The 21,859-nt window shown below is 59.7% G+C and carries 14 protein-coding genes; 10 read left to right on the top strand and 4 right to left on the bottom strand.

The window, feature by feature from the left end:
* Positions 1-328 precede the first annotated feature (328 nt).
* From purC to J5W70_RS02970, 6 genes are all read left to right on the top strand, one after another.
* Positions 329-1,039, top strand: coding sequence for a phosphoribosylaminoimidazolesuccinocarboxamide synthase (purC, locus tag J5W70_RS02945; RefSeq protein WP_022397579.1), 711 nt, complete (start codon positions 329-331; stop codon positions 1,037-1,039).
* A gap of 65 nt (positions 1,040-1,104) precedes the next feature.
* Entirely contained in the window at positions 1,105-1,560 is a 456-nt protein-coding gene (locus tag J5W70_RS02950; RefSeq protein WP_146017848.1) for a hypothetical protein, read from the top strand.
* Positions 1,561-1,581: 21 nt separating this feature from the next.
* The gene (gene purL, locus J5W70_RS02955; protein ID WP_022397581.1) at positions 1,582-3,984 is read left to right on the top strand and encodes a phosphoribosylformylglycinamidine synthase subunit PurL; all 2,403 of its coding nucleotides are present in this window, start codon (positions 1,582-1,584) and stop codon (positions 3,982-3,984) included.
* Between the two features lie 48 nt (positions 3,985-4,032).
* On the top strand, positions 4,033-4,740 hold the full coding sequence (locus J5W70_RS02960; RefSeq protein ID WP_022397582.1) for a phosphoribosylformylglycinamidine synthase subunit PurQ: 708 nt from the start codon (positions 4,033-4,035) through the stop codon (positions 4,738-4,740).
* Positions 4,741-4,781: 41 nt separating this feature from the next.
* Positions 4,782-5,561: a hypothetical protein gene (locus J5W70_RS02965; protein WP_022397583.1), complete on the top strand. Its 780-nt coding sequence runs from the start codon at positions 4,782-4,784 to the stop codon at positions 5,559-5,561.
* Positions 5,562-5,698: 137 nt separating this feature from the next.
* Positions 5,699-6,778 carry a M42 family metallopeptidase gene (locus tag J5W70_RS02970; protein WP_022397584.1) on the top strand — a complete coding sequence of 360 codons (1,080 nt, stop codon included), beginning with the start codon at positions 5,699-5,701 and terminating at the stop codon, positions 6,776-6,778.
* 537 nt (positions 6,779-7,315) lie between these two features.
* On the opposite strand, the gene J5W70_RS02975 is transcribed toward J5W70_RS02970, so the two are convergent.
* Together J5W70_RS02975 and J5W70_RS02980 are read right to left on the bottom strand one after the other, a co-directional pair.
* Positions 7,316-7,786, bottom strand: coding sequence for a MauE/DoxX family redox-associated membrane protein (locus tag J5W70_RS02975; RefSeq protein WP_022397585.1), 471 nt, complete (start codon positions 7,784-7,786; stop codon positions 7,316-7,318).
* Between the two features lie 14 nt (positions 7,787-7,800).
* Positions 7,801-10,539 (bottom strand): glycoside hydrolase family 2, encoded by a 2,739-nt coding sequence (locus tag J5W70_RS02980; protein WP_022397586.1) that lies wholly within the window; start codon positions 10,537-10,539, stop codon positions 7,801-7,803.
* A gap of 275 nt (positions 10,540-10,814) precedes the next feature.
* On the opposite strand from J5W70_RS02980, the gene J5W70_RS02985 reads away from it, so the two are divergent.
* From J5W70_RS02985 to J5W70_RS03000, 4 genes are all read left to right on the top strand, one after another.
* Positions 10,815-11,846 (top strand): rod shape-determining protein, encoded by a 1,032-nt coding sequence (locus J5W70_RS02985; protein ID WP_012419593.1) that lies wholly within the window; start codon positions 10,815-10,817, stop codon positions 11,844-11,846.
* Positions 11,847-12,042: 196 nt separating this feature from the next.
* Positions 12,043-13,638, top strand: a complete 1,596-nt coding sequence (locus tag J5W70_RS02990; protein ID WP_022397588.1) for an Rne/Rng family ribonuclease — start codon at positions 12,043-12,045, stop codon at positions 13,636-13,638.
* 62 nt (positions 13,639-13,700) lie between these two features.
* Positions 13,701-14,822, top strand: a complete 1,122-nt coding sequence (locus J5W70_RS02995) for a hypothetical protein (protein ID WP_022397589.1) — start codon at positions 13,701-13,703, stop codon at positions 14,820-14,822.
* Between the two features lie 131 nt (positions 14,823-14,953).
* A complete protein-coding gene (locus tag J5W70_RS03000) occupies positions 14,954-16,627 on the top strand; it encodes a hypothetical protein (protein WP_215832918.1) in 1,674 nt (557 codons plus the stop codon).
* Between the two features lie 766 nt (positions 16,628-17,393).
* Here the strand turns inward: J5W70_RS03000 and mul1B are convergent.
* Together mul1B and mul1A are read right to left on the bottom strand one after the other, a co-directional pair.
* Positions 17,394-18,458: a mucin utilization putative transporter subunit Mul1B gene (gene mul1B, locus J5W70_RS03005; RefSeq protein ID WP_146017847.1), complete on the bottom strand. Its 1,065-nt coding sequence runs from the start codon at positions 18,456-18,458 to the stop codon at positions 17,394-17,396.
* A 26-nt stretch (positions 18,459-18,484) separates the two neighbouring features.
* Positions 18,485-21,718 carry a mucin utilization putative transporter subunit Mul1A gene (gene mul1A, locus J5W70_RS03010; RefSeq protein ID WP_022397592.1) on the bottom strand — a complete coding sequence of 1,078 codons (3,234 nt, stop codon included), beginning with the start codon at positions 21,716-21,718 and terminating at the stop codon, positions 18,485-18,487.
* Between the last annotated feature and the right edge of the window lie 141 nt (positions 21,719-21,859).

The following is a 21,859-nucleotide window of genomic DNA, read 5'->3' on the forward strand; positions in this document are numbered from 1 at the left end:
CATGCAGCCAGTTTGAACATCAATCATCTTCCTAACATCCGCGGAAACAGGTGGCAAGTTGATTATGCTTTTTTCATTCAGAAGAATAATGGCCGCCGGTTTGTGCCGGATTTCAGACATTCACCTCCGTGGCTCTCCGGAAAAGACCCGAGTCCAGAGACCGGAAAACCGGGTTTGCCCGGTTGGATGGCCCTTGTCAATTCCTTCCCCATGGGATAGCCGCAAGGGCGTGCGGAGGCGCCCCCTTCCTTCGTCCAGTTGCGGCTTGACCGTGCGGAACGTCTGGCGTAACATCCCCGCACGCATTCAACCCTGCGCAACACGTATCATGGAACCTATTTACGAAGGGAAGGCCAAACGCCTTTATACGACTGACAATCCCAACGTCCTCCGCATGGAATACAAGGACGACGCCACCGCCGGAAACGGAGCCAAGAAGGCCCAGTTTGAAAACAAGGGCAGGATGAACAAGGCCATCACCCTGGTCATTTACCGCATGCTGGAAAGCAAGGGTGTGAAGACCCACCTGGTCGCGGACGTGGACGACATCAACATCGACGTGAAAAAGGTTTCCATCCTTCCCCTGGAAGTGATCGTGCGCAACATCGCCGCCGGCTCCTTCAGCCGCCGCATGGGCGTCAAGGAAGGCACCCCCTTCAAGAAGCCGATCGTGGAGTTTTCCTACAAGGACGACGACTTGGGCGATCCCTTCATCAATGATGATTACGCCCGTGAACTGAATGCCGCCACGGAAGAGGAATGCGCCTTCCTGAAGGACCAGGCCCGCATCGTGAACGACGTGCTGATTGATTTCTTCAAGCAGGTGGGCCTGACGCTGGTGGACTTCAAGATTGAATTCGGCCGTCTGGCGGAAGATCCCTCCCAGATCGTGCTGGCTGACGAGATTTCCCCGGACACCTGCCGCCTGTGGGACATCAAGACCGGCGAGAAGATGGACAAGGACCGCTTCCGCCAGGACCTGGGCAACGTGATGGAAGCCTACGAGGAAGTCCTCTCCCGGCTCCAGAACAAGGCCTGAGCCCTTTCCCCTTTCATGGGAGCCGGTTGTCCGACCGGCCCCCATTTTTCATTTTACCAACATTCTTGAGCGATATGACCCTCCACTTTGAAGTTATCAGCCGGTTCCAGGCCGCCGCCAACGCGGACGCACTGCTCTACACTCCCCTGAATGCCGGCCTCACCTTCCGCCGCAGCCGCGTTTACACCGTAGAAATCAGCGGGGACGAACAAAAAGCCCGCGAATATCTCCTGAGTGTACTGGTGGACCCCATCTCCCAGGAATGCACGGAACAGGCCGCCCCCATCCTGAAAGACTCCCTGTTCACGATTGACTACGGCATGAAGGCCGGCGCCCTGGACCTGGAAAAGGAAGCCATCCTGCAAAACTACCGCGGCCGCCAGAACATGGGCTTTACCCTGGACGGCCTGAAAATCACCCAGCGCGTGTACGTCTTCGGCCAGGGGGACAAGGAAGCCCTGGCGGCGCGCTTTGCCAAGGACGTCTGCAACCCCGCCATTCACAACTGGACCATCGCCTAACCCCTCTCCTTCCCCATCCACATGTCCGCCAAAACCTACCGCACCGTTCCCGTGAGGGACCTGAGCAGCGACGAACTGCTTGAACTCAGCAAAAAGCAGAAGCTTTCCCTGTCCCGCGAGGACATGGAAGTCGTCCAGCAGATTTTCCGCGAAATCGACCGCGACCCCACTGACGTGGAGCTGGAAGTGATCGCCCAGACCTGGTCGGAACACTGCAAGCACCGCATCTTCTCCGCCTCCATCAGCCACAGCGTCAACGGAGGCGCGCCGGAAACCGTGGACAGCCTCTTCAAGACCTACATCAAGAAGCCTTCCGAAAAGATCATGGAACGCAAGCCGGGCTTCGTGCTCAGCGCGTTTGACGACAACGCCGGCTTCATCGCCCTGGACGACAAGCTGGCCGTCTGCCTGAAGGCGGAAACGCACAACCACCCCTCCGCCATTGAACCCTATGCCGGGGCCAACACCGGGCTGGGCGGCGTCATCCGCGACATTCTGGGCGCAGGCAAGGGCGCCAAGCCCATTGCCTCCCTGGACGTCTTCTGCTTCGGCGCTCCGGATACGGACCCGGCGGACATCACCGCTCCGGACGTCATCCACCCCCTGGGCATCATGCGCGGCGTGGTGCGCGGCGTGCGCGACTACGGCAACCGCATGGGCATTCCCACCGTGAACGGCGCCATCCAGTTTGACCCCACGTACATTTACAACCCCCTCGTCTTCTGCGGAACCGCCGGCGTGATTCCCCGCGGGGACATCCTGAAGGAAATGCGCCCCGGCCTCAAGGTGATCGTCATCGGCGGACGCACGGGACGCGATGGCCTCAAGGGGGCCACTTTCTCCTCCGCCGCGCTGGACGAAGCCTCCCACGAAGAGGACTTCACCGCCGTGCAGATCGGCAACCCGATTGAGGAAAAGAAAACGCTGGACTTTATTCTGGAAGCGCGCGAACGCGGCCTCATCGTCTTCATCACGGACTGCGGCGCGGGCGGCTTCTCTTCCGCCGCCGGTGAAATGCTCTCCGTCACGGGCGGGGAAATCTTCCTGGACAACGCACCCCTTAAGGAACCGGGCCTCATCTCCTGGGAAATCTTCCTGTCGGAATCCCAGGAACGCATGGTCCTGGCCGTGGAGGAAAAAGACCTGCCGGAGCTCCAGAAGCTGGCGGACACCTTCCAGACGGAGCTGACCGTCCTGGGCCATTCCGACGATACGGGCATCCTGAAAGTCTGGCACAAGGGGGAACTCGTCTGCTGCCTGGACAACTCCAAGCTGCATGACGCCCCCATCAAGAAGCTGGAATCCGTCTTCACCCCCGGCAAGGGCCTCACGGGCCTGCCCCTCCCGGACAAGGACCTGAACAAATCCCTGGAAACCGTCATGGGAGACTTCGCCATCGTCTCCCGCGAACCCATCATCCGGGAATACGACCATGAAGTGCAGGGCAACACCATTCTGAAGCCCCTGGCGGGCGCACAGGCGGACGCCCCGCAGGACGGCTCCGTGGTGGACATCGACGGCTCGGACAAGTGCATGGCCATGGCCTGCGCCATTCTTCCGGAATGGGGCAAGACGGACCCCTACGCCATGGGCACCGGCACCGTGGACGAATGCGTGCGCCAGCTCATCCTGGTAGGCTCCAACCCGGACAAGATCGGCCTGCTGGACAACTTCTGCATGGGCAACCCGGAAGACCCGGCGGAACTCGGCCGCCTGGTGGAATGCGTGAAGGCCATCGCCAGAGCGGCGGACGCGTACAACGCCCCCTTCATCTCCGGCAAGGACTCCTTCTACAACTACTTTGAAACGGAAGACGGCCCCATCAACGTGCCCGTCACCTTCCTCTGCTCCGGCTTCGGCGTGGTGGAAAGTCCGGACCATGTTATCGGCTCCTCCCTGCGGCGGAACGACAGCCTGCTGTACCTCATCGGCCACACGGAAGACGAGATGGGCGGCTCCGTTTTCGCACGCACCCACGGCGTGGAAGACGGCAAGGTCCCCCAAACGGACTGTGCAGCAAACATAGAACTGTACAAGGCCTATTACAACGCCCTGACTTCCGGCCTGGTGCTCTCCGCCCACGACGTCTCCGAAGGCGGCCTGGCCGTCACGGCGGCGGAAATGGCCTTCTCCGGCAAGGGCGGCGTACGGCTGGACCTCACGAAGGCGCCGACCGTCAACGGATGGAAATCCCCGGCAGTCCCCCTGTTCAGTGAAAGCACGGGCCGCATCCTGGTGGAAGTGGACCCGGAATTCGCCGCGGACTTTGAAGCGGCCATGGCCGGCTTCCCCTGCGCCTGCATCGGTAGCGTCACGAAGGAAAAGCGCCTCACCGCCACCTGCTGCGGCGGGGAAAAGGTGCTGGACTGCGACGTAGCCAAACTCAAGAAGCTCTGGAAAGACGGGCTCACCCCTTATTATTGATTTCCAAAAACCGGGACCTAACCATACCAACGATTCATTTCTACCAATATGCCTCACGCACTTTTACTGAAATACCCCGGCACCAACTGTGACGCGGAAACGGAACGCGCCCTGCGCGCGGCCGGCTTCTCCACCCAGATCCAGCCCATCGCCACGGCCACGCCGGAACACGTCGCCAAATCCCAGCTCGTCGTCCTCGGCGGCGGCTTCAGCTACGGGGACTACGTCACCAGCGGCCGCCTGGCCCAGCTGGAAACGGAACGCTTCCTGGGAGACGCCCTGCACCGGCACCATGCCGGAGGCGGCCTGCTCCTGGGCATCTGCAACGGCTTCCAGATACTCACCAAGCTGGGGATTCTGCCGGATTCCAGCCTGATTGACAACAAGAAGGAACGTTTTGAATGCGTCTGGGCCAAGCTGGTGAAGGTAGCTAAAAACTCACCCTTCCTCCAGGGCCTTCCGGATGAATTCGAGCTGCCCTCCGCCCACGCGGAAGGCCGCCTGGTCACCCGCCCCGGAGATGCGGAAAAATACCTGGCTGCCGGAAATGTGGCTCTCCAGTACGTGGACAACCGCGACGGCTGTGAATGCAGCATCGCGGGCCTCCAGGATTCCACCGGCCGCGCCATGGGCCTGATGCCCCACCCGGAACGCTTCCTGCTGCCCCGCCACCACTATGACAAGGACTGGGCCGGCAATGAAGACTGGGGCTGGGGATACTTCCTCTTCAAATCCGCCTTTGACGCCCTGAAATAACGGCACCATCCCACTCAACCGCCCAACCTCCGCACCTCCCCATGACAGACACGGCACTCATCGGTTCCTCCTGCGCCCTCGGCGCCTTCTGGTCCTCAAAACGGTACTTCGACTACCTGATTGATGAAACCAATCTGTCCCTGCTGCGCGGCAAGGAATTCGGGCAGGCCGTGATCATCTGCCCCTCCCTCCGGGAAGGGCGCAGAGCCATCCGGCAGAACATGGCCCCTTTTCTGGCGCAGGTTAAAACCCTGATCGACCTCCTGCATGAGGTGAAGGCGGAACGGGTAACCTACGTTACCTGCATTGACACCCAGCCGGAAACGGGCAATGAACATTCCCCCCTGCTCCGCGAACCGGAAGATGAATGGCTTGCCGCGCTGGTGGAAATGAAAGCCTTCATCAACCTCCGGTTCGGACGCGTGCTGAACGTCTACCTTCCGGAAGTCACCGGAACGGGAGCGGACATGAGCGTGGCGGATCTGCTGGCCGCCGCCCCGGAAGGAACGGAAGAACTGGAAGCGGCCCTGCTGGAACGCCACCAGCTCTATCCCATGAACCGCCTGGTCAGGGATGTGGAAAAGGCATGGGAATGCGGAATCTTCTCCGTCAACCTGGTGCCGGAGCCCGTCACCACCTTTGAACTGGTGGAGCAGTGCTTCCCCTCCCTGAGCAACCGTCTTCCCGTCGCGAAGGAAACGGACCCGTACGGGAGCGCCAGAACATCCGTTTACTCCACGCAGTACCATGATCCGGACACCGGCTATATCATGGACAAGCAGAACGTCCTGGAAGGGCTTTCTCCGGTCAAGCAGGCCTAGCCCCGGCTGAAACCATTTCCCGGCTCCGCCCGCATCCCGTGCAGGCGGGGCTTTTTCATCCCCCTCCCGGAACATCTCCCCGCCGGCAGCCATGCTTTCCTGTTGAGCGGATACGGGAACGGTGCTATACAAAAGCCATGAAGATCAGCGACGACAGTCTTGAATTTTTAACGGAACTTCTGGAAACTCCCAGCCCCTCCGGCTTTGAAATAGACGCCCAGCGAATCTGGGCGGACGAGCTGCGCAAGTACACGGAAGACGTCCAGTGCGACACCTACGGCAACACCTGGGCCACCTTCCACGCGGAAGCGGAAAACGCTCCCACGCTCATGATTGAAGCCCATGCGGATGAAATCGGCTTCATGATCCGCCATATCACCAAGGACGGCTTCCTTTACGTGGAGCGCGTGGGCGGCACGGATACGGCCATCGCCCGCGGACGCCGCGTGCGCTTCCTGGGCTCCCAGGGGGAAGTAACGGGCGTAACCGGAAACACGGCCATCCACCTGCGGGAACCCGGGGAAAAGGAACCTAAAATCTGGGAAATCTACGTTGACGTAGGTGCATCCTCCGACAAGGAGGTGGCGGAACTCGGGTTGCGCGTGGGCCATGTGGGCGTCTATTGCGACGGCCCCATGCTGATGAATGAAAGCAAGCTGGTATGCCGCGCCCTGGACAACCGCCTGAGCGGTTTCGTCCTGTCGGAAATAGCAAGGAAACTGTGCAAGCTGAAAAAGCCCCTCGCCTGGAACGTGATGCTCGTCAACGCCGTCCAGGAGGAAGTGGGCTGCATCGGCGCGGGAATGATCACCCACCGCCTGCGTCCGGACGCGGCCATCTGCATTGACGTGACGCATGCCACGGACTCCCCCGGACTGGACAAGGGCAAATTCGGAGACATCAAGCTGGGCGGCGGTCCCGCGGTCATCCACGGCACGGCCAACCACCCCAACCTGGTGGCGCGCCTGGAAATCGTGGCTGACAAGAACAAAATCCCGCTCCAGCACGAAGCCGCCGGACGCCGCACCGGAACGGACACGGACAGCATTTACGTTTCCCGCAACGGCGTGGCCTCCGCTCTGGTATCCCTGCCCCTGCGCTACATGCATTCCCCGGTGGAAACGGCCGCCCTTACGGACGTGGAAAACACGATCAAGCTCCTGCTGGAACTGATCAAATCCCTGAAGCCGGAAGATACCTTCGGCCACAAGCTGTAAGACAGTACGGCGGCAAAGGCGCCCGGGAAAGGTGCGCCTTCTTTTGGCGGCAGCCAGGGCATGTGCACAGGGTTCGCGCCGGAGAACAAGCGGAGGGTGATGCGCCGGCCTGCGGGTTCCTCCTTCCTGCGGGCTTCAGGCTTCTCCATCCCTCCGGACGATACCCTGCCTCCCTGCCCCTGCAAGGAAATTTTCCACGACGAACACCGGTCTCAAGAAACGGTGAAAACCCGATTGGACGGAAGGCGGCGTTCATTGGTAAAATGAGGCTATGAAGGTCGGGAAACCGGACAAACCGGCAGGTCGGAAAGCGCAGCTTGAAGCCCGCAGGGTGAGTAAATCTGAAGAATGAACGGATCAAACCTTCATTCCGGGAAAGGGAGCCTGTTCTCCAAGCATATATGAATGCGGCGGCGTGCACGCGAAACTGCCTTCAGGGAGCAAGGGTCTTCCGGTCCCTGGAAATCCTTCTCCCCGGAATGTATTCCCAGAGAAACGTTCCAGGCCTGAAAACGGCCGCACGCCCTTTCCCATCGGTCACATTTCGCTGAAATCCAGCCGGGTCACATTGAAGTATGTCTTCCCCTTGCGGCAGGAATTCCACAGGATGACCAGCATCAGCAGGAACAGGCCCAGCCTCCACGCCACTTCAAAGGGATAGCTGGTCACTTCCCTTTCCACGCCGATGCAATTGCAGGAAAGGGCAAGCCCCCTGATCCAGCCCTGCACAAAGAGGGCTACAAACGTGAACGTCAGCGCACTGCCCAGCAGCGCGGCGCCGGCGCAGGTCCGGCGGAAGAGGAGTCCCAGACCCACCACGATCTCGCACGCCACGCCCAGGCAGGCCAGGGGATGCCCCCAGGCCTCCGGGAAAATGGCGAACCGGTCAATAGTCGCCTGGAGCTGGTCCAGGTGGAACAGCTTGCGCCCCGCCACAAAGAGAAAAAAGCCCCCCATCCCCAGCCGGAGCAGGAGCAGGCAGAAACGGATGATCTTTTCTCTCAGCATGGCGGGGAGTCCGGTTATTCAAAGTGGCTTTGCTGGGCGCTCACCTTGTCGTTGCGCAGCTTGTTAAGCTCATGGCGCACCTTTTCCAGCTCCGTCTGGAGGGATTTTTCCCGTTCGGAAGCAGGCGCCTCTGCGGAAGACGGCGCAGCCGCCCCCTTCTTCGCCTTGCCTACGGCATCTTCCGTGAAGAGCATGTTCAGCCCGGGAGCCTTCGTGTCAAACTTCAAGACGCCGGAAACGGGTTTCTGAGAGCCGGGATGCTTCACGGAGGCCCTCACCGTCACTGTTCCGGGCTTGGCGCCCAGGCGCACCAGCGCCGGAGCGGAGCCCCACTTGACGGGCTGGGTCAGGGTGCCGTCCGGTGAATCCGTCAGCAATTCGGCAGGACCTTCCACAGAAAAGACAAGCTCTTCATCATTCAGGCGCTTCACCGTTCCACGGCTGTCCGTGACTTCCGCCACCACCGCAAACACGTCGGAACCGTTGGCGCACAGCTCCACGCCTTCCTCACGGTCCAGGCTCAGGCGGATTTTTTCCGCCCTCCGGGAGGGCCGCACTTCATGCCTGGTCACCACCTTGCCGCCAATCAGGCCTTCCGCCACCAGCTTCACCGCCCCTTCCTTGCCGGCGCGGGCGAGCTTCTTGTTTTCCATGAAATCCCAGGCCTTCGGGAACACGACGGGAACGCGCTTGAGGCCGTTGGGGTAGGAAGCCACCTTCTTTTCCACCGGCGCGCCTCCGTTGACGCTCAGGCGAACGGAATCACAGTTGGAAAACACCGTCACGTCTTCCGGAGAAAAAGGCGTGCATTCGTTGGCTATGTACACCACGGGACCGGAGCCGAGCTCATTGCGCGTCTTCTGGGGCCGCTGGGACATGAAGGCGTAATAGGAGGTCTTGGGCTGGCGGAAGGCATCCAGAATGCCGCCGTAGAAAGGGTCCGGATGATAGCCGCGCTGGTGGTCGAAGGGGTGCCACAGGCAACCGCCGAAGTGGTAGGCCGAAGCGGCGTTCAGGGTATCATACGTAGTGTACGGGAACGAGGTCTTGAGGTAATGGAGGGCCTGCACCATCATGGGGACTTCACCCCAGTGGCGCGCCGCGCGGGAGGTGGAGTTATGGGCGGACCAGGTATCCACGTTATCCCCGAATTCACGGGTAAAATACGGCTTGTTGTCCTTCCGTTCCTTGATGGACCAGTGCTTGTCCCCCGTGGCCGGGTGGGCGTACAGCACCTCATAATGCTGATTGCCCTGGGCCACCGCGTCGCAAGCGGTGTAACAGCCCTTATACGGGTATTCCTCATGCACCAGGTCGCGGGCCTTCTTGGCGAAATCCGCCGGGTAATGGGTCTCGTTCAAAATGGGCTCCCACATCATCACGGAGGGATGGTTCCTGTCCCGGCGCACCATCTGGCGGATGTCGTCATAAACCCGGTCCGCAAAAGGCCCCTTGCCCCAGAACTGCCAGCCCGGCGTAGCGACGATGACGAAAAGGCCCAGGCGGTCGCAGGCGTCCATGAAGGCCGGATCCTGCGGATAATGGGCGCTCCGGATTACACGCATGCCGGCCTTCCTCAGCTTCACGGCGTCCTGCCATTGCAAGTTGTTGGGAACTGCATTCCCCAGCCGGGCGAAATCCTGGTGCCTGTTGCCGCCAATCAGCTTTTCAGGGAACAGGGAGCCATTCAGCACCAGCCCCTTTTCCGTAATCTCCACGGTCCGGACGCCCACCCTCATGGAGCGGTTGTCCAGCAGATGGGCCGGATTCTTGGCATTGTTCCCTCCGGCGGCGTTCCATACCTCCACGCTCAGGGTGTACAGGTTGGGATTGTCCGGCGACCACGGCTTCACATTGGAGATCACCAGGGGAATATCCACTTCACCCGTGGAATGGGGCGGAATGACCAGCGGGGCGGTCTCTCCGACGGGGTCCACGCCCTTGGGGTCCGTCATCAGCGCCTGCACGCGCACCTTCTGTTCCTTGTCCGTATCGTTGGCCACCTGCACCTTCACTCCCACCCTGCCTTTGCGGGTACGGGGGTCAAGGGATTCCGTCCGGAAGAAAACTCCGCCGCCGGCAACGGTTCCGGCCTCGTTCGGGTCCGTGATATAGACAGGACCGGTGGAAATCAGGTAAACGTCACGGTAAATGCCTCCGAAGTAGGCGAAATCCAGGCTTTCCTGGGGCTTGCCAGGAGGATAGGACCCGTCGTTGGAATTGTCCGCCTTCACGACGATCACGTTCTTCTGGCCCGGCTTCAGCCACTTGTCCAGATTCACGATGACGGGAAGATAACCCCCGAAATGCTCCGCGGCCTTCTCCCCGTTCACCCAAACCTCGCTCTTCCCCATGATGCCTTCAAAATACAGGGTATTCCTCCTGCCTTTCAGCTTCTCCGGGGCCGTGAACGTCTTCCGGTACCACACCGGCCCCTGGTAATTGGAGCAGCCGCTGGCCTCCTCCGGAAGAAGCTCAATGCCGTTGGGAAGATTCACGGATTCCCAGGAAGAATCATTAAAGTCCGGACTGTTCACTCCTTCCGGGGCATTTTTGCCCTTGAACAGCTTCCAGCCCACGTTCATGCCGTAGACATCCCTCTTGGTCGTATTTTCAGGCAGGCGGAGGGCTCCTGCTACGGAATAGGCTCCCGTGGATGACGCAGCTTCTTCCCTGTCCGCAGCCGGGTCCGCATAAAGAGAGAAAGAACCAGCCAGGCATGCCGCCGCCGTCAGGATAGTAGTGACTTTCATAAATGGAATAGGTGAATGTAATTTGGATATACGGGGAAACACTGCCGCCATCTTTCATTCATATAGTACATCCTTGCTGATAATGCAAATACATATGTCATCCCGCATCTTCCGCTTGACCTGGAAGGCATGTTTTTTCATAGTCGATTCGTCCTGTACGGGATTATCCCGCAGCCCCGGTCCGGGTGCCAGGCTTTCAGTCCCGTGAAAAGGAAAAAGTGTGGCGTTCCTCCCCCCGGCTGTTTCAGGGCTACGCCTTTATCCACTAGTTTTTTATGTCATCTTTCTTTCAGAAAATTGTCAAACTTTTCTCCTATGACATTGGCATTGACCTGGGCACCGCCAACACGCTGGTCAACGTCAAGGACCAGGGCATCGTTCTGCGAGAGCCCTCGGTCGTCGCCGTCAAGGGAGACAAGGTTCTGGCCGTGGGGGACGAAGCCAAGCGAATGCTGGGCCGCACCCCCGGCTCCGTCACGGCCATCCGGCCGCTGAAGGACGGCGTCATCGCCGACTTCTACATCACGGAGGAAATGCTCCGTTACTTCATTAAAAAAGCCACGGCCAGGTATTACCTGATCAAGCCGCGCGTGCTCATCGCCATTCCCTCCGGCATTACGGAAGTGGAACGCAGGGCCGTCAAGGAATCCGCGGAAGCGGCGGGAGCGCGCCGCGTGCACCTGATTGAGGAGCCGATGGCCGCCGCCATCGGCGTGGGCCTTCCAGTCCAGGAAGCCGCCGGCAACATGATCGTGGACATCGGCGGGGGCACCACGGAAGTGGCACTTATTTCCCTCTCCGGCATCGTTTACAGCCGTTCCGTCCGCTGCGCCGGGGACGAGCTGGATGACGCCATTATCTCCTACATGAGGAGAACCTACAATCTTATGGTCGGGGAACGCACCGCCGAGGACATTAAAATCCGCATCGGCTCCGCCTATCCCCTGCCCCAGGAACTCTCTATCGAGGTCAAGGGCCGCGACCTGGTCGCGGGCCTGCCCAAGACAGTGACAATCCGATCAGAAGAAGTGCGCGAAGCGCTCACGGAACAACTCAACACAATTGTTGACGCCGTGCGGACGACTTTGGAACGCTGCCCCCCCGAACTGGCCGCCGACCTCGTGGACCGGGGGATCGTTCTAGCCGGCGGAGGCGCCCTGCTGCGCGGACTGGACCAGCTCCTTCATGAGCAGACCGGCCTGCCCATCCACATTGCGGAAGACCCGCTCAGCGCCGTTGCGGAAGGTACCGGAAAAGCCCTTCAGGAACTGGACTTCTTCACTAATGTTACTGACGCGGAAGACTGAAGACGGAACCTCCGGAGCCAGCGCTCCGGCCTTGCGCCTGCCGTACTGCCGCATCACATCAACGCATCTGCCTGCATGATTCCTTTCCGGCCATCTCCACAGCTTGAAATCCAGCCGCTCCTGCCGGGAGGCGGCCCTCCGGGAACATTGCGGGCAATAGCACACCCTAGCTTATTCACACCCCGTGTTTACAAAAATGCTTAAAAAAATTAAACGAGCCTTCGGCTTCGGATCCTGTGATCCCATGGAAGGCTCCACCATCATCATCAATGCCGAGAAACTCGAACGCCGCGTAGCCCTTCTGGAAAACGGCGTACTGGAAGAATACACTATCGAGCGCGAAGGCGAAGACAACATCGTAGGCGGCATCTTCAAGGGCCGCGTCAAAAACATCGAACCGGGCCTCAAGGCCATGTTCGTGGACATCGGCCAGGAAAAGAACGCCTTCCTCCACTTCTGGGACGCTCTGCCCGCCGCGCTGGACTCCAGCCTGGAAGAAATCGAACGCGAAGGACGGCCAAAGAAGCAGCAGCGCAAAATCACGTCCAAGGACATTCCGGATATCTACCCCATCGGCTCCGAAATCATGGTGCAGGTCACCAAGGGCCCGATCGGCACCAAGGGCCCCCGCGTCACCACAAACGTCTCCCTGGCGGGACGCTACCTGGTCCTGATGCCCTTCACGGACCAGTTCGGCATCTCCCGCAAGATTGAAGACCCCAAGGAACGCCTGCGCCTGCGCCAGATCATGCAGAAGCTGAACGTGCCGGACGGCATGGGCATCATCATGCGCACGGTGGCCCAGGGACAGCGCTACCGCCACTTTGTCCGCGACCTCGCCATGCTGCTGGAGCAATGGTACGGCGTGGAGGAAAAAAAGGAGGCCAACCCCGCCCCCGTCTGCGTGTACCGGGAACCCGACCTGATCGAACGCACGGCACGGGACTTCCTGACGGACACTGTGGACAACATCATCTGCGACGACGCGGAAACCACGGAGCACATGCGCTCCATTGCGGGAAAAATCTCCCGCCGCGCCAAGCGCCACATCCAGCACTTCCCCGTGCGCACGCCCATCTTTGAAGAACTGGGGATTGAAAAACAAATCAACGAAGCCTTCCAGCGCCAGGTGCTCCTGCCCTGCGGCGGCTACCTGGTGATTGACGAGACGGAAGCCCTGATCGCCATTGACGTGAATACCGGACGCAACAAGGGCACCAAGGACCTGGACAAGACCATTCTGGACACCAACCTGGAAGCCGCCTATGAAATCGCCAGACAGCTCCGCCTGCGCAACATCGGCGGCCTGGTGGTGGTGGACTTCATCGACATGCGCCACAGGAAGGACCAGCAGGCCGTGTACAAAGCCATGAAGGACCGCCTGAAGCGCGACAAGGCCAAGACCCAGGTACTGCAGATCACCCCCATCGGCCTGATGGAAATGACCCGCCAGCGGCTCAATGAAAGCCTCCGGGAATCCGTTCATGACCCGTGCCCGTACTGCGGAGGCCGGGGCCGCGTCAAATCCGTGATGACCATGAGCGTGGAAATCCAGCGGCAGATCTACGCCTGCATCCAGAAATACAGGGAAACCATCGGGGACATGGTCATCGTCGTAAACTCGGAGGTGCTCTCCCGCTTCAAGAATGAAGACGCCAGCCTGCTCATGGAACTGGAACGCCAGCACAGCGGAAGGCTGATCTTCCGCGGCGACCACAACCAGCACCGCGAATCCTTCGCCATTTACGACGCCCGGTACGACAACAAGCCGCTGTACCAATCCGGGCAGTAGCTAAACCAACTCCGGCTTTCCGGGCCGGGCGACACCATCGCCCGGCCTTTTTTTGACCCGTCATGAACAGCATTCCCTCCTCTCCGAACGATCCCGTCAACACGGACATCCTGATGGTGGCGGAAGACCGCGTCAAGGGCTTCCGGCGCTTCCCCTTCCATGCCATTTCCGAGCAATGCGGCCACCCGGTCCCGGTAGTCATCCAGCGCCTGAAAGCCATGATGGAAGCCGGAGTGGTGCGCCGCGTGCGCCAGACGCTGCTGGCTACCAAGCTCGCCCAGGGGGCCCTGGTGGCATGGTCCCTGCCGGAGAAGAACCTGGATGCGGCCTTTGACTGGATAAAGGAGCACGACCCCTTCACGGGCCACGTGGTGCTCCGCAACACGGATGCGGCCAATCCCGGCGCCCAATACAGGCTCTGGACCACGGTCAAGGTGCCTGTGGGCTGCGGCACGCTGGAGGAACACTGCGAGATACTGAAACGCCACATCGGCGCGGACGACTATGTCCTGCTGCCCGCCCGCGGCGTTTTTGCGCTGGGCGTGGGGCACATGCGCCGCAGGGGCCTCCGGCCCGGAGACAAGACTCCGGAACCGGCCCCCATGCAGGAAACGAAAACCGTCTCCCTCTCCGGGCTGGAATGGAAGGTGCTCCTCTCCGTCAAGGAACAGCTCAGGCCGGAGGAAATGGTGGAAGACCCCTGGGCCCTCCGCGCCGCCCAGGCTGGCCTGGAACCGGAGGAATACTGCCGCACGGCGGAAGAGCTGGACCGGAAGCAGGTCATCGGCCGCTTCGCCACCTTTTTGGAACATGTACGGACCAAAACGAACGACGGCCCCGTCACCAAATACAACGGACTGTTCCACTGGACGGTTCCCGCCGGCATGGAAATCCGGGCGGGAGCGGAATGCGGACGCCACATCTGCATGACCCACTGCTATTGGAGAACCGGAGGGGACATCTTCGGCGGGGCGCAGATCATGGGCGTGGTGCACGGCCTGGAAAAAAACGCCGTGCTGGAACACAAGGCAGCGATTGACCGCCATCTGGACGCCTCAGGCATTCCCGTCCTGCATACGGCCGTCTTCTGGGGCGAACGCTCGGAAATCAAGCCCTCCGAAATTTCCCCGGACCTGTACAGGAAATGGACGAAGGAAGTGAAAAGCGCCCCCGTCCTGCGGTAGGCGGCCTTCTTCCTTTCCTCCCTGCTTCGCGCCATTCCCCGTGGCAAACTTGTTACACGAACGGGTTTCCCTTCCACGCGTCCGTTCTGGCATGGTGGCGACGCTCCCGACAACCTGCGGAGCTTGTCACCATGAAGGCACACCATCTTTATTCCACAGCCACGACCCTGGCCGCGGCGGTTCTGCTTGCCGCGCCCTCCCTTGCGGACCAGACCATCAGCGACGCCCAGACCAAGGCCGTCAACATGACGGAGGGCAAACTGACCGTCACGGGAACCGGATTCCTGAACGTCGCCAAAAATGCCGTCAACCTGAAAGACCCCATCCAGTCCGCCCTTGAGATCGAGGTAATGGAAGGAGGCAGGATTTCCGGAAAAAGCGCCCTTATCCTGGACCAGGACATGGAAAACGGAATAACGGGACAGTTGATCAGCGTGACCAATTCCGGCACGATGACCGGAACGGAAAAACAGGCCATCGACCTGCGCTACATGATCAACACGTCCGCCACCATCACCAACAACGGTACCATTTCCGCCGGTCAGAAAGGAGCCGTCAAACTGGGCAATAACGCCACTGTGGTCAACAACGGCACGATTGAAACCACGGCTGCGGGGGAAAACGGCATCACGGCCAAGCATTATGATCTGGAAGACGACGGCATTGACACCTTTGCCCATGGCCTGGACCTTGCCAACAACAGCGGAGGGAAAATCACCGGCATGAAACACGGAGTTACCGGAGAAGGGAAAGCCGCCATCAGCAATAACGGCAGGATTGAAGGCAGGGGAGGTTCCGGCCTGAACTGGGACTGGAACGCCGCCCTCCAGCAGGACGACAAGTACGTGGTCACCGTGGTTAACGGCAAAGACGGCGTCATCAGCGGCACCGGAGACGCAACCACCCTGGACGGCGACGGCGTGGACGTGGATTACATCGTAAACCTGACCAATTCCGGCACGATTATTGCCAAGGACTCCTTCGGCAGTGCGGACGGCCTTGCCATCGGCGGGGGCGTTGTAACCAATACCGGGACCATCACGGCTTCCAATTCCAACACGAACGGCCAGGCCTACGGCATTCTGGTGGATGATTCCGACGGCGGCAATGCCTTTGAAGCCATCCGGATCACCAACAGCGGCACCATTGAGGGAACAGGCGCCAACGGCGTGGGCATCAGGATTGTCAGCGACAGGGAGAACTGCATCTTCATGGAAGGAGGAACCATTACAGGAGGCAGCGGCCAGGCGGTGGTCATGGGTTCCGGCGACGATGTATTTTCCTATTCCGGCGGAACAGTGAACGGCAGCGTGGACGGAGGAGCGGGCTTCAACATCATGGTCTTCCAACCGGCGGAGACGGACCTCACGTTTTCAAGCGATTTGAAAAACTTCCATTCTATCAGCATCCAGGGCTCATCCCTTTCCCCGGGCGCTTCCGTCACCCTGGAAAACCTGACCATTACCGTAGATATGGCCTCCCTGAGCCAGGACAAGCCCCTGTTCAGCCTGGAGGGGAATTCCACAGCCTCCGGCTCTCTTTTATTCAACAATGTAATCCTTCAATTGATGGGAACTCCGGCCGCTCTTCCGGTGGATGGATCCGGCATGGTTTACTTCAAACTGGCAGGGAACGGCATCAGCCTGGAAGGGCTGGAAGTACGGACGGAAGGAGGGTATGAGCTGGATATGAGCCGGGATGGCTACGTAGGCGTCAATTTCAACACGCCGGAACCGGCTGCCGCTGCCCTGGGCCTGTTCGGCTTTTCCCTCTCCATGCTGCGGCGCCGGCGCACTGCGGCCTGACATCATTCTTCCGGACCTCCCAAATCCTCCAACAGGAAATGACCCTGCACGGGAAAAATAAAGCTTCTGAAAAGACGAGCTTTTTTCCCGGACGCAGGGGCGTTCCGTACATGGGGGCAGAAAACCAACAAAAGGATACCTTCTAACGGAGGACAGCGCCGCGCAACGGCCTTCCTGCCCCCTGTTCCCTCTCCGGCGTTGAGTGGCCGGCTGGCCGTCCATGCGGAATTCTTCATTCCCGGCTTCCAGCTTGAGGGGGAGGCAAACCCCAAACAGTCATGGAAGCCGCAACAGCCGCACCGGTTTCCCTGTTCCGGCCCCCTATCATCAACAACGCCGTTTCTCCTTCCCCGCGCCAGGGCAAAACATACGGAATATGGCTTTCCAGGCATCTCCGCACAAAGTCCCGGAAACTGCATCATCTGCAAAAAACTGTCTTTTCTTCCTTGTGGAACACGCTCCCGCAGCCGCCACCTCATATTTTTCCGCAAGTCTGCGCTCAAGAGAGCCCCTCCCTACGGTACGCACCGTTTTTTAACCGCTCTTGTTCTCTCCCTGCCAGCGGCTCTTCCGCATTTTCCCAATGAAAAAATGTCTCCGGAAAACGTGCAGCGTCCCCTAAGGCGCGGCAGCCATTCCGGACAGTAGGGATGCGGTACCCTCATGAGGGAACGAAGTACAAAAAAGGACTGTCTCCCTGTGAAGGGGAGACAGTCCTTGTTGAATGGAAGGCGGCTGGCAGAAAACCCTCCGCGTCAGTTCGTTACTACTTTTTCTCCGGCTGAGCGGGAGCCTGTGCCGGGGCTTGGGCAGGCGCCTGAGCAGGAGTCTGGGCCGGAGCAACGGCAGCGGGATGCTTGTAGGAAACCGCAAACCCGTCGTACTTGGCCGGCAGCTTCCTGTCCGGGAGCATCAGTTCATGCAGGCGGTACAGCGCGGCCGCTTCCTTGACGTGCGCGGGACGGGCTTTCATCTGCAAGTCGGGAATCACGGTTTCAGGATTGTGTTTTCTAGCTTCCACGGCAGCCGTCACGGCGGAATCCTCCAGGAACTTGGCCACATCCGGCATGTGCAGGTAGGAGTCCAGGGAACGCACCACGCAGGCGGAGGCCAGTTCTTCATCGGAACCGTGCAGCAGCACCAGGGCTTCCGCAAAGTAATCCAGAGCCTTATTCCAATCCTGGGCTACCATGGCGGCGGCCCCAAGAGCATACTTCATCCGCGCCTGCTGAAGGCGAGTGGCATTTTTCTTGGTGGCCAGGAAAGAGGCGGCACGGCTTTTCACGCCGTTCCAGTCCTTGTCCGGAATCAGGGCCATGATTTTGGCAACCTCCAGATCATCCTGGGCGGAGGGAGACAGATTGGAACCCCTTACGGGGAACTTGGCCAGCAGGCCTTTGACCCCGGCCCAGTCCATCATGCGCATGGCGCACTCCAATTCATAGACGGCCGCCCGGGCGGACAGGCTGTCCTTGATGGAAAGCGTGGAGGCATATTTGTTCACCAGGGCGTGGAATTTGTTGCGGGCGTCCTGGTATTTCCGGTTTTCCATAGCCACCTTGGCGTCCACGAAATCATCCGTTTCAAAGATGTACAGCGTTTTGAAGGCGCTGGCCATCTGCTGGAGGACTTCCTGGGATTCCCTGCTTTCCACAAACTGGACCATGGGGCCGTTGGCGGAAAGAATGTAAATATCCGTCGGGCGGCCATTCTTGATGGCCGGAGCGGCAGCCCTGGCGCGCAGGCGCTGGGGATTCTGGGCATTCTGAGCCATAGCCGGAACCAGGGTGGACAAGCCGGCCAATACCATTATTACTGAAAGTGCTTTCATATTGTTGATTGCTAAACCTTTTGTTGTTACTTCTGGCCCTTGGCGGCGCGTATGGCGGCTTCATAGGCGGCGATGTCCGCCCGTTCCTGGCTGACGGCGGGATCGGAGCCGAACTTGGCCGTCTTATCCTTCACCTCGTTGACCAGGGCACTGTCTTCTGCCGTCATCTTCTTGCGGTTGGCGGGAGTATCCAGCAGTTGCACATACTGGCTGCCGGCCTTCCAGGCGATATACCTGTCGGACGGCTGCTTGCCCGCCCCCTGGGACATCGTGTTCCTCTTCCACAGCGTATCCATCTGTGCAAGCACGGCGGGAGCGGACCACTTCACGAGGCCCTTGTACGTGCCCGTGATGTTCATGAAGTTGATCAGGGCCTTGTCCAGCTCGTTCTGCTTCAGGTAGGCTTCACCTTGCAGGTAGAGGACTTCCGGCAGATTCTTCTTGTAGGACTTGTTCTCGCGGTACTTGTCGGCGGCGGCAATGACGGACGGCCAGTCCTGGCGGGCGGAGGTGAACTTGACCAGGTTGTACTGGGCGTCTTCCATGGCCTTGCGGTCCGGGTTGGCGCTGGATTCCTCCTTGCTGAGTTCATCCTTCATCATCTTGATGGCGGTTTCCACCTTGGCGTTATCTTTGCTGCGGCCCAGAGCAACGGCCTTCCCGAAGACCGCATTCTTGCGGTATTTGGACATGCCGTTGATGCGGGCCTTCTTGCGCACCGGATCAGGTTCCGACGGGTCCAGGATTTCATCAAAGTAGGCGATGCTTTCTTCCGGCTGGGACGTATTGGCCAGGTGGACACCCAGCTTCACGAGCGTGTACGGAGGCAGGTCGGAAGGTTTGAAGTCCCGCTTCAGCTCCACGAAGAGCTGCTTGACCAGACCTTCCAGAGCGGCCTTCTCGGCACGCTGTTCGTCCGTTTCCGTGGGAGCCTTTTCATACCGTTCCTGCGTCTGGGCAATGACGGCCATGCGGAGCATGGCGCTCAGCGTCTTGTCCTTGTCATTGTCCACGCCTGGGAACCGGTAGAAGTGGTTGCGCATGGCGTTGGCGTCCAGATTGCGGCCCAGCGCCTGATTGCCGGCCATGTACGTCTTGGTGTAGGAGTTGACGGCTTCCTCCAGAAGAACGGTCATCTTGGGATCGTCCTTCTTGCCTTCCCTCACAATGACTTCCTGCATCTTGACGGACGCGGGGTCAAACATCTCCTTGTCGTCCTTGAAGAAGTCCATGGCGGCGGCAGCCAGCTGGAGGCTGTAGCGGCTGCCGGGCTGGTCGCTGTTCTTCCAGTACTCGTCATACCACTTCTTGACTTCGTCCCGTCGCGCCGTCCTGGCCGCTTCCACGGCTTCCTTCGGTTCTACGGGGAGAGGTTTCTTGGTGGCATTGATGAGCAGGTTGTACACGGCTTCCGCGGCGGGGCGCTTGTCGCCCAGCTTTTTGGCGGATTCCAGAGCGGCCAGGAAATAGCCTTCCGCTTCCTGTTCATGCTCCTTGCTGCCGGCATACAGGTTCGCCAGCAGGTTGTTGGCATACGGGAACAGGCGGTGCTCCTTGAAGTTGTCCACGATTTCCTTCGCATCCTTCGTGGCAAGCTCCTCGTCTCCGGGGTTCTTGCGGTTCAGGTAGTTGAAGGCACGGTCATAAAGCACGGCGGCCATATTGGCGTCATTCTTGTCCGGGAAACGGGCAATGTAATTGGTGAAGGCCTGGATGGCTTCATCCGTATTGCCCAGGTTCGTGTAGGTTTCACCCAGCAGGTACATGGCCGTTTTCAGGTAGGTGCTGTCACGGTATTCCTTCACGAAGCGTTCCAGCACCGGCACCGCTTCCTTGTAGCGGGCGGCGTCCGCAGCCCCCAGGTTGAACAGGGAGGCGCCTTTGCAGTACAGGGCCAATTCATAGAACTTGTGAGTGGGGTCGTCCTTGTGCAGCTCCATGACCTTGTCCGCCTGCTGGACGCAGAGATCGAATTTCTTGTCCTTCAGCAGTCCTTCCAGGGACAGGGTGTTCAGCATGGGGGCATACTTGGAATTCGGGAATTCCTTCAGGTGCTGCGCCACAAGCTCGCCGCCCTTGTCCGCTTCTCCCAACTGCCAGGTAGTCATGGCCAGGTAATAGAGGTTGTCCTCCCTGCCCGGGGCGTCCGGATAGGATTCATTGATAAGCTGGTAAGCGGCGCGGGCGACCCGCTGGGAACCATGCACCAGGGCCTGGTTGCCCATGAAACTGAACGTGAAGGCGTCCATGACCTTCCCTTCCTCCTTCATCTTGTTGAACTGGTCAATCAGGGCGGTCACCTTCGTCCTGTCCAGCGTATGGGAGAGGTCCGTCACGCCGGGCACGGCGCCGTTGGCGCGTCCCAGGCGGTCCAGGGAATGGTTGGCGTCCGCCAGCACTCCGGCCTGGTCGGGCAGGAGGCCCATCAGCACCATTGCCAGGGAGGCGTAGTCTTCAGACTCCTTCTGCTTTCCTTCCTGGAGAAGGGCGCGGGATTTTTCCAGCACTTCCGCAATGTAGCTCACCAGCCGGGGAGCGTACAGCGCCACGCGGGTGGGGCTGATGTTCATCACGGAAGGATGGGCTTCCACAAATTTTACCGTTTCCTGGCATTTGCCGGTCTTGATGGCGGCATCCACCATCGCCAGGAAGCCGTTGGTGATGACGGCATCCGTAATGCGGCGCCCCTTGTAGCGGGAGGTGACGCAGGAGGTAAGGTTTTCCAGCCCTTTCTCAAAGGCGGGCGGATCCATCTTGAAATAACACTGGGCCAGCAGTCCCTGCACTTCACCGGCATTGACATTCCGGGCTACAGGGTCGCTGCGGTATTCCTTCAGGAATTTCTCCAGCAGCTCCGCGCCCTTGGCAAAATCCCCAAGGCGGCAATAGTTTTCCCCCTCGCGGAACAGGGCCATTTTCACGAGCTGGTTCTTGGCGCTCGGGAACTTGGTGTAACACGCCTTGAACGCTTCCACAGCTTCCTTGTATTGCTTCAATTGGGCCAGGCAGACGCCCTTCTGGTAATAGAACCAGCCGAAGCCGTCATCCAGCCCCAGCGTCTTGATACGGGGTTCATAAACGCGGATGCAGCGGTCCACGGCATCCAGGGCTTCCTGCCACTTGCCTTCCTTCATGGCGGTCAGGGCCGTGCGCTGGTAATCGCGCGGGCCATGCTGGGCACTGGACGGGAGCGCCGCCCCAATGCTCACCACGGAAACCAGGCCTGCAGCCAGTGCAGTAGTATAGTTTGATTTGATCATGTGTTTAAAATTCGTTGAAACAGAAGAGATAATAGAATAGGTACAATATCTGTGCAAATGCACGGAATGCACCTATCTGTAATGGATTGCGTCATTCTAACAGGATGCTGCAAACTCTAAAGCAGAAAGTTCTGTATTTTT

It is taken from the genome of Akkermansia massiliensis, assembly GCF_018847375.1.
In the GTDB taxonomy this organism is placed as follows: domain Bacteria; phylum Verrucomicrobiota; class Verrucomicrobiia; order Verrucomicrobiales; family Akkermansiaceae; genus Akkermansia; species Akkermansia massiliensis.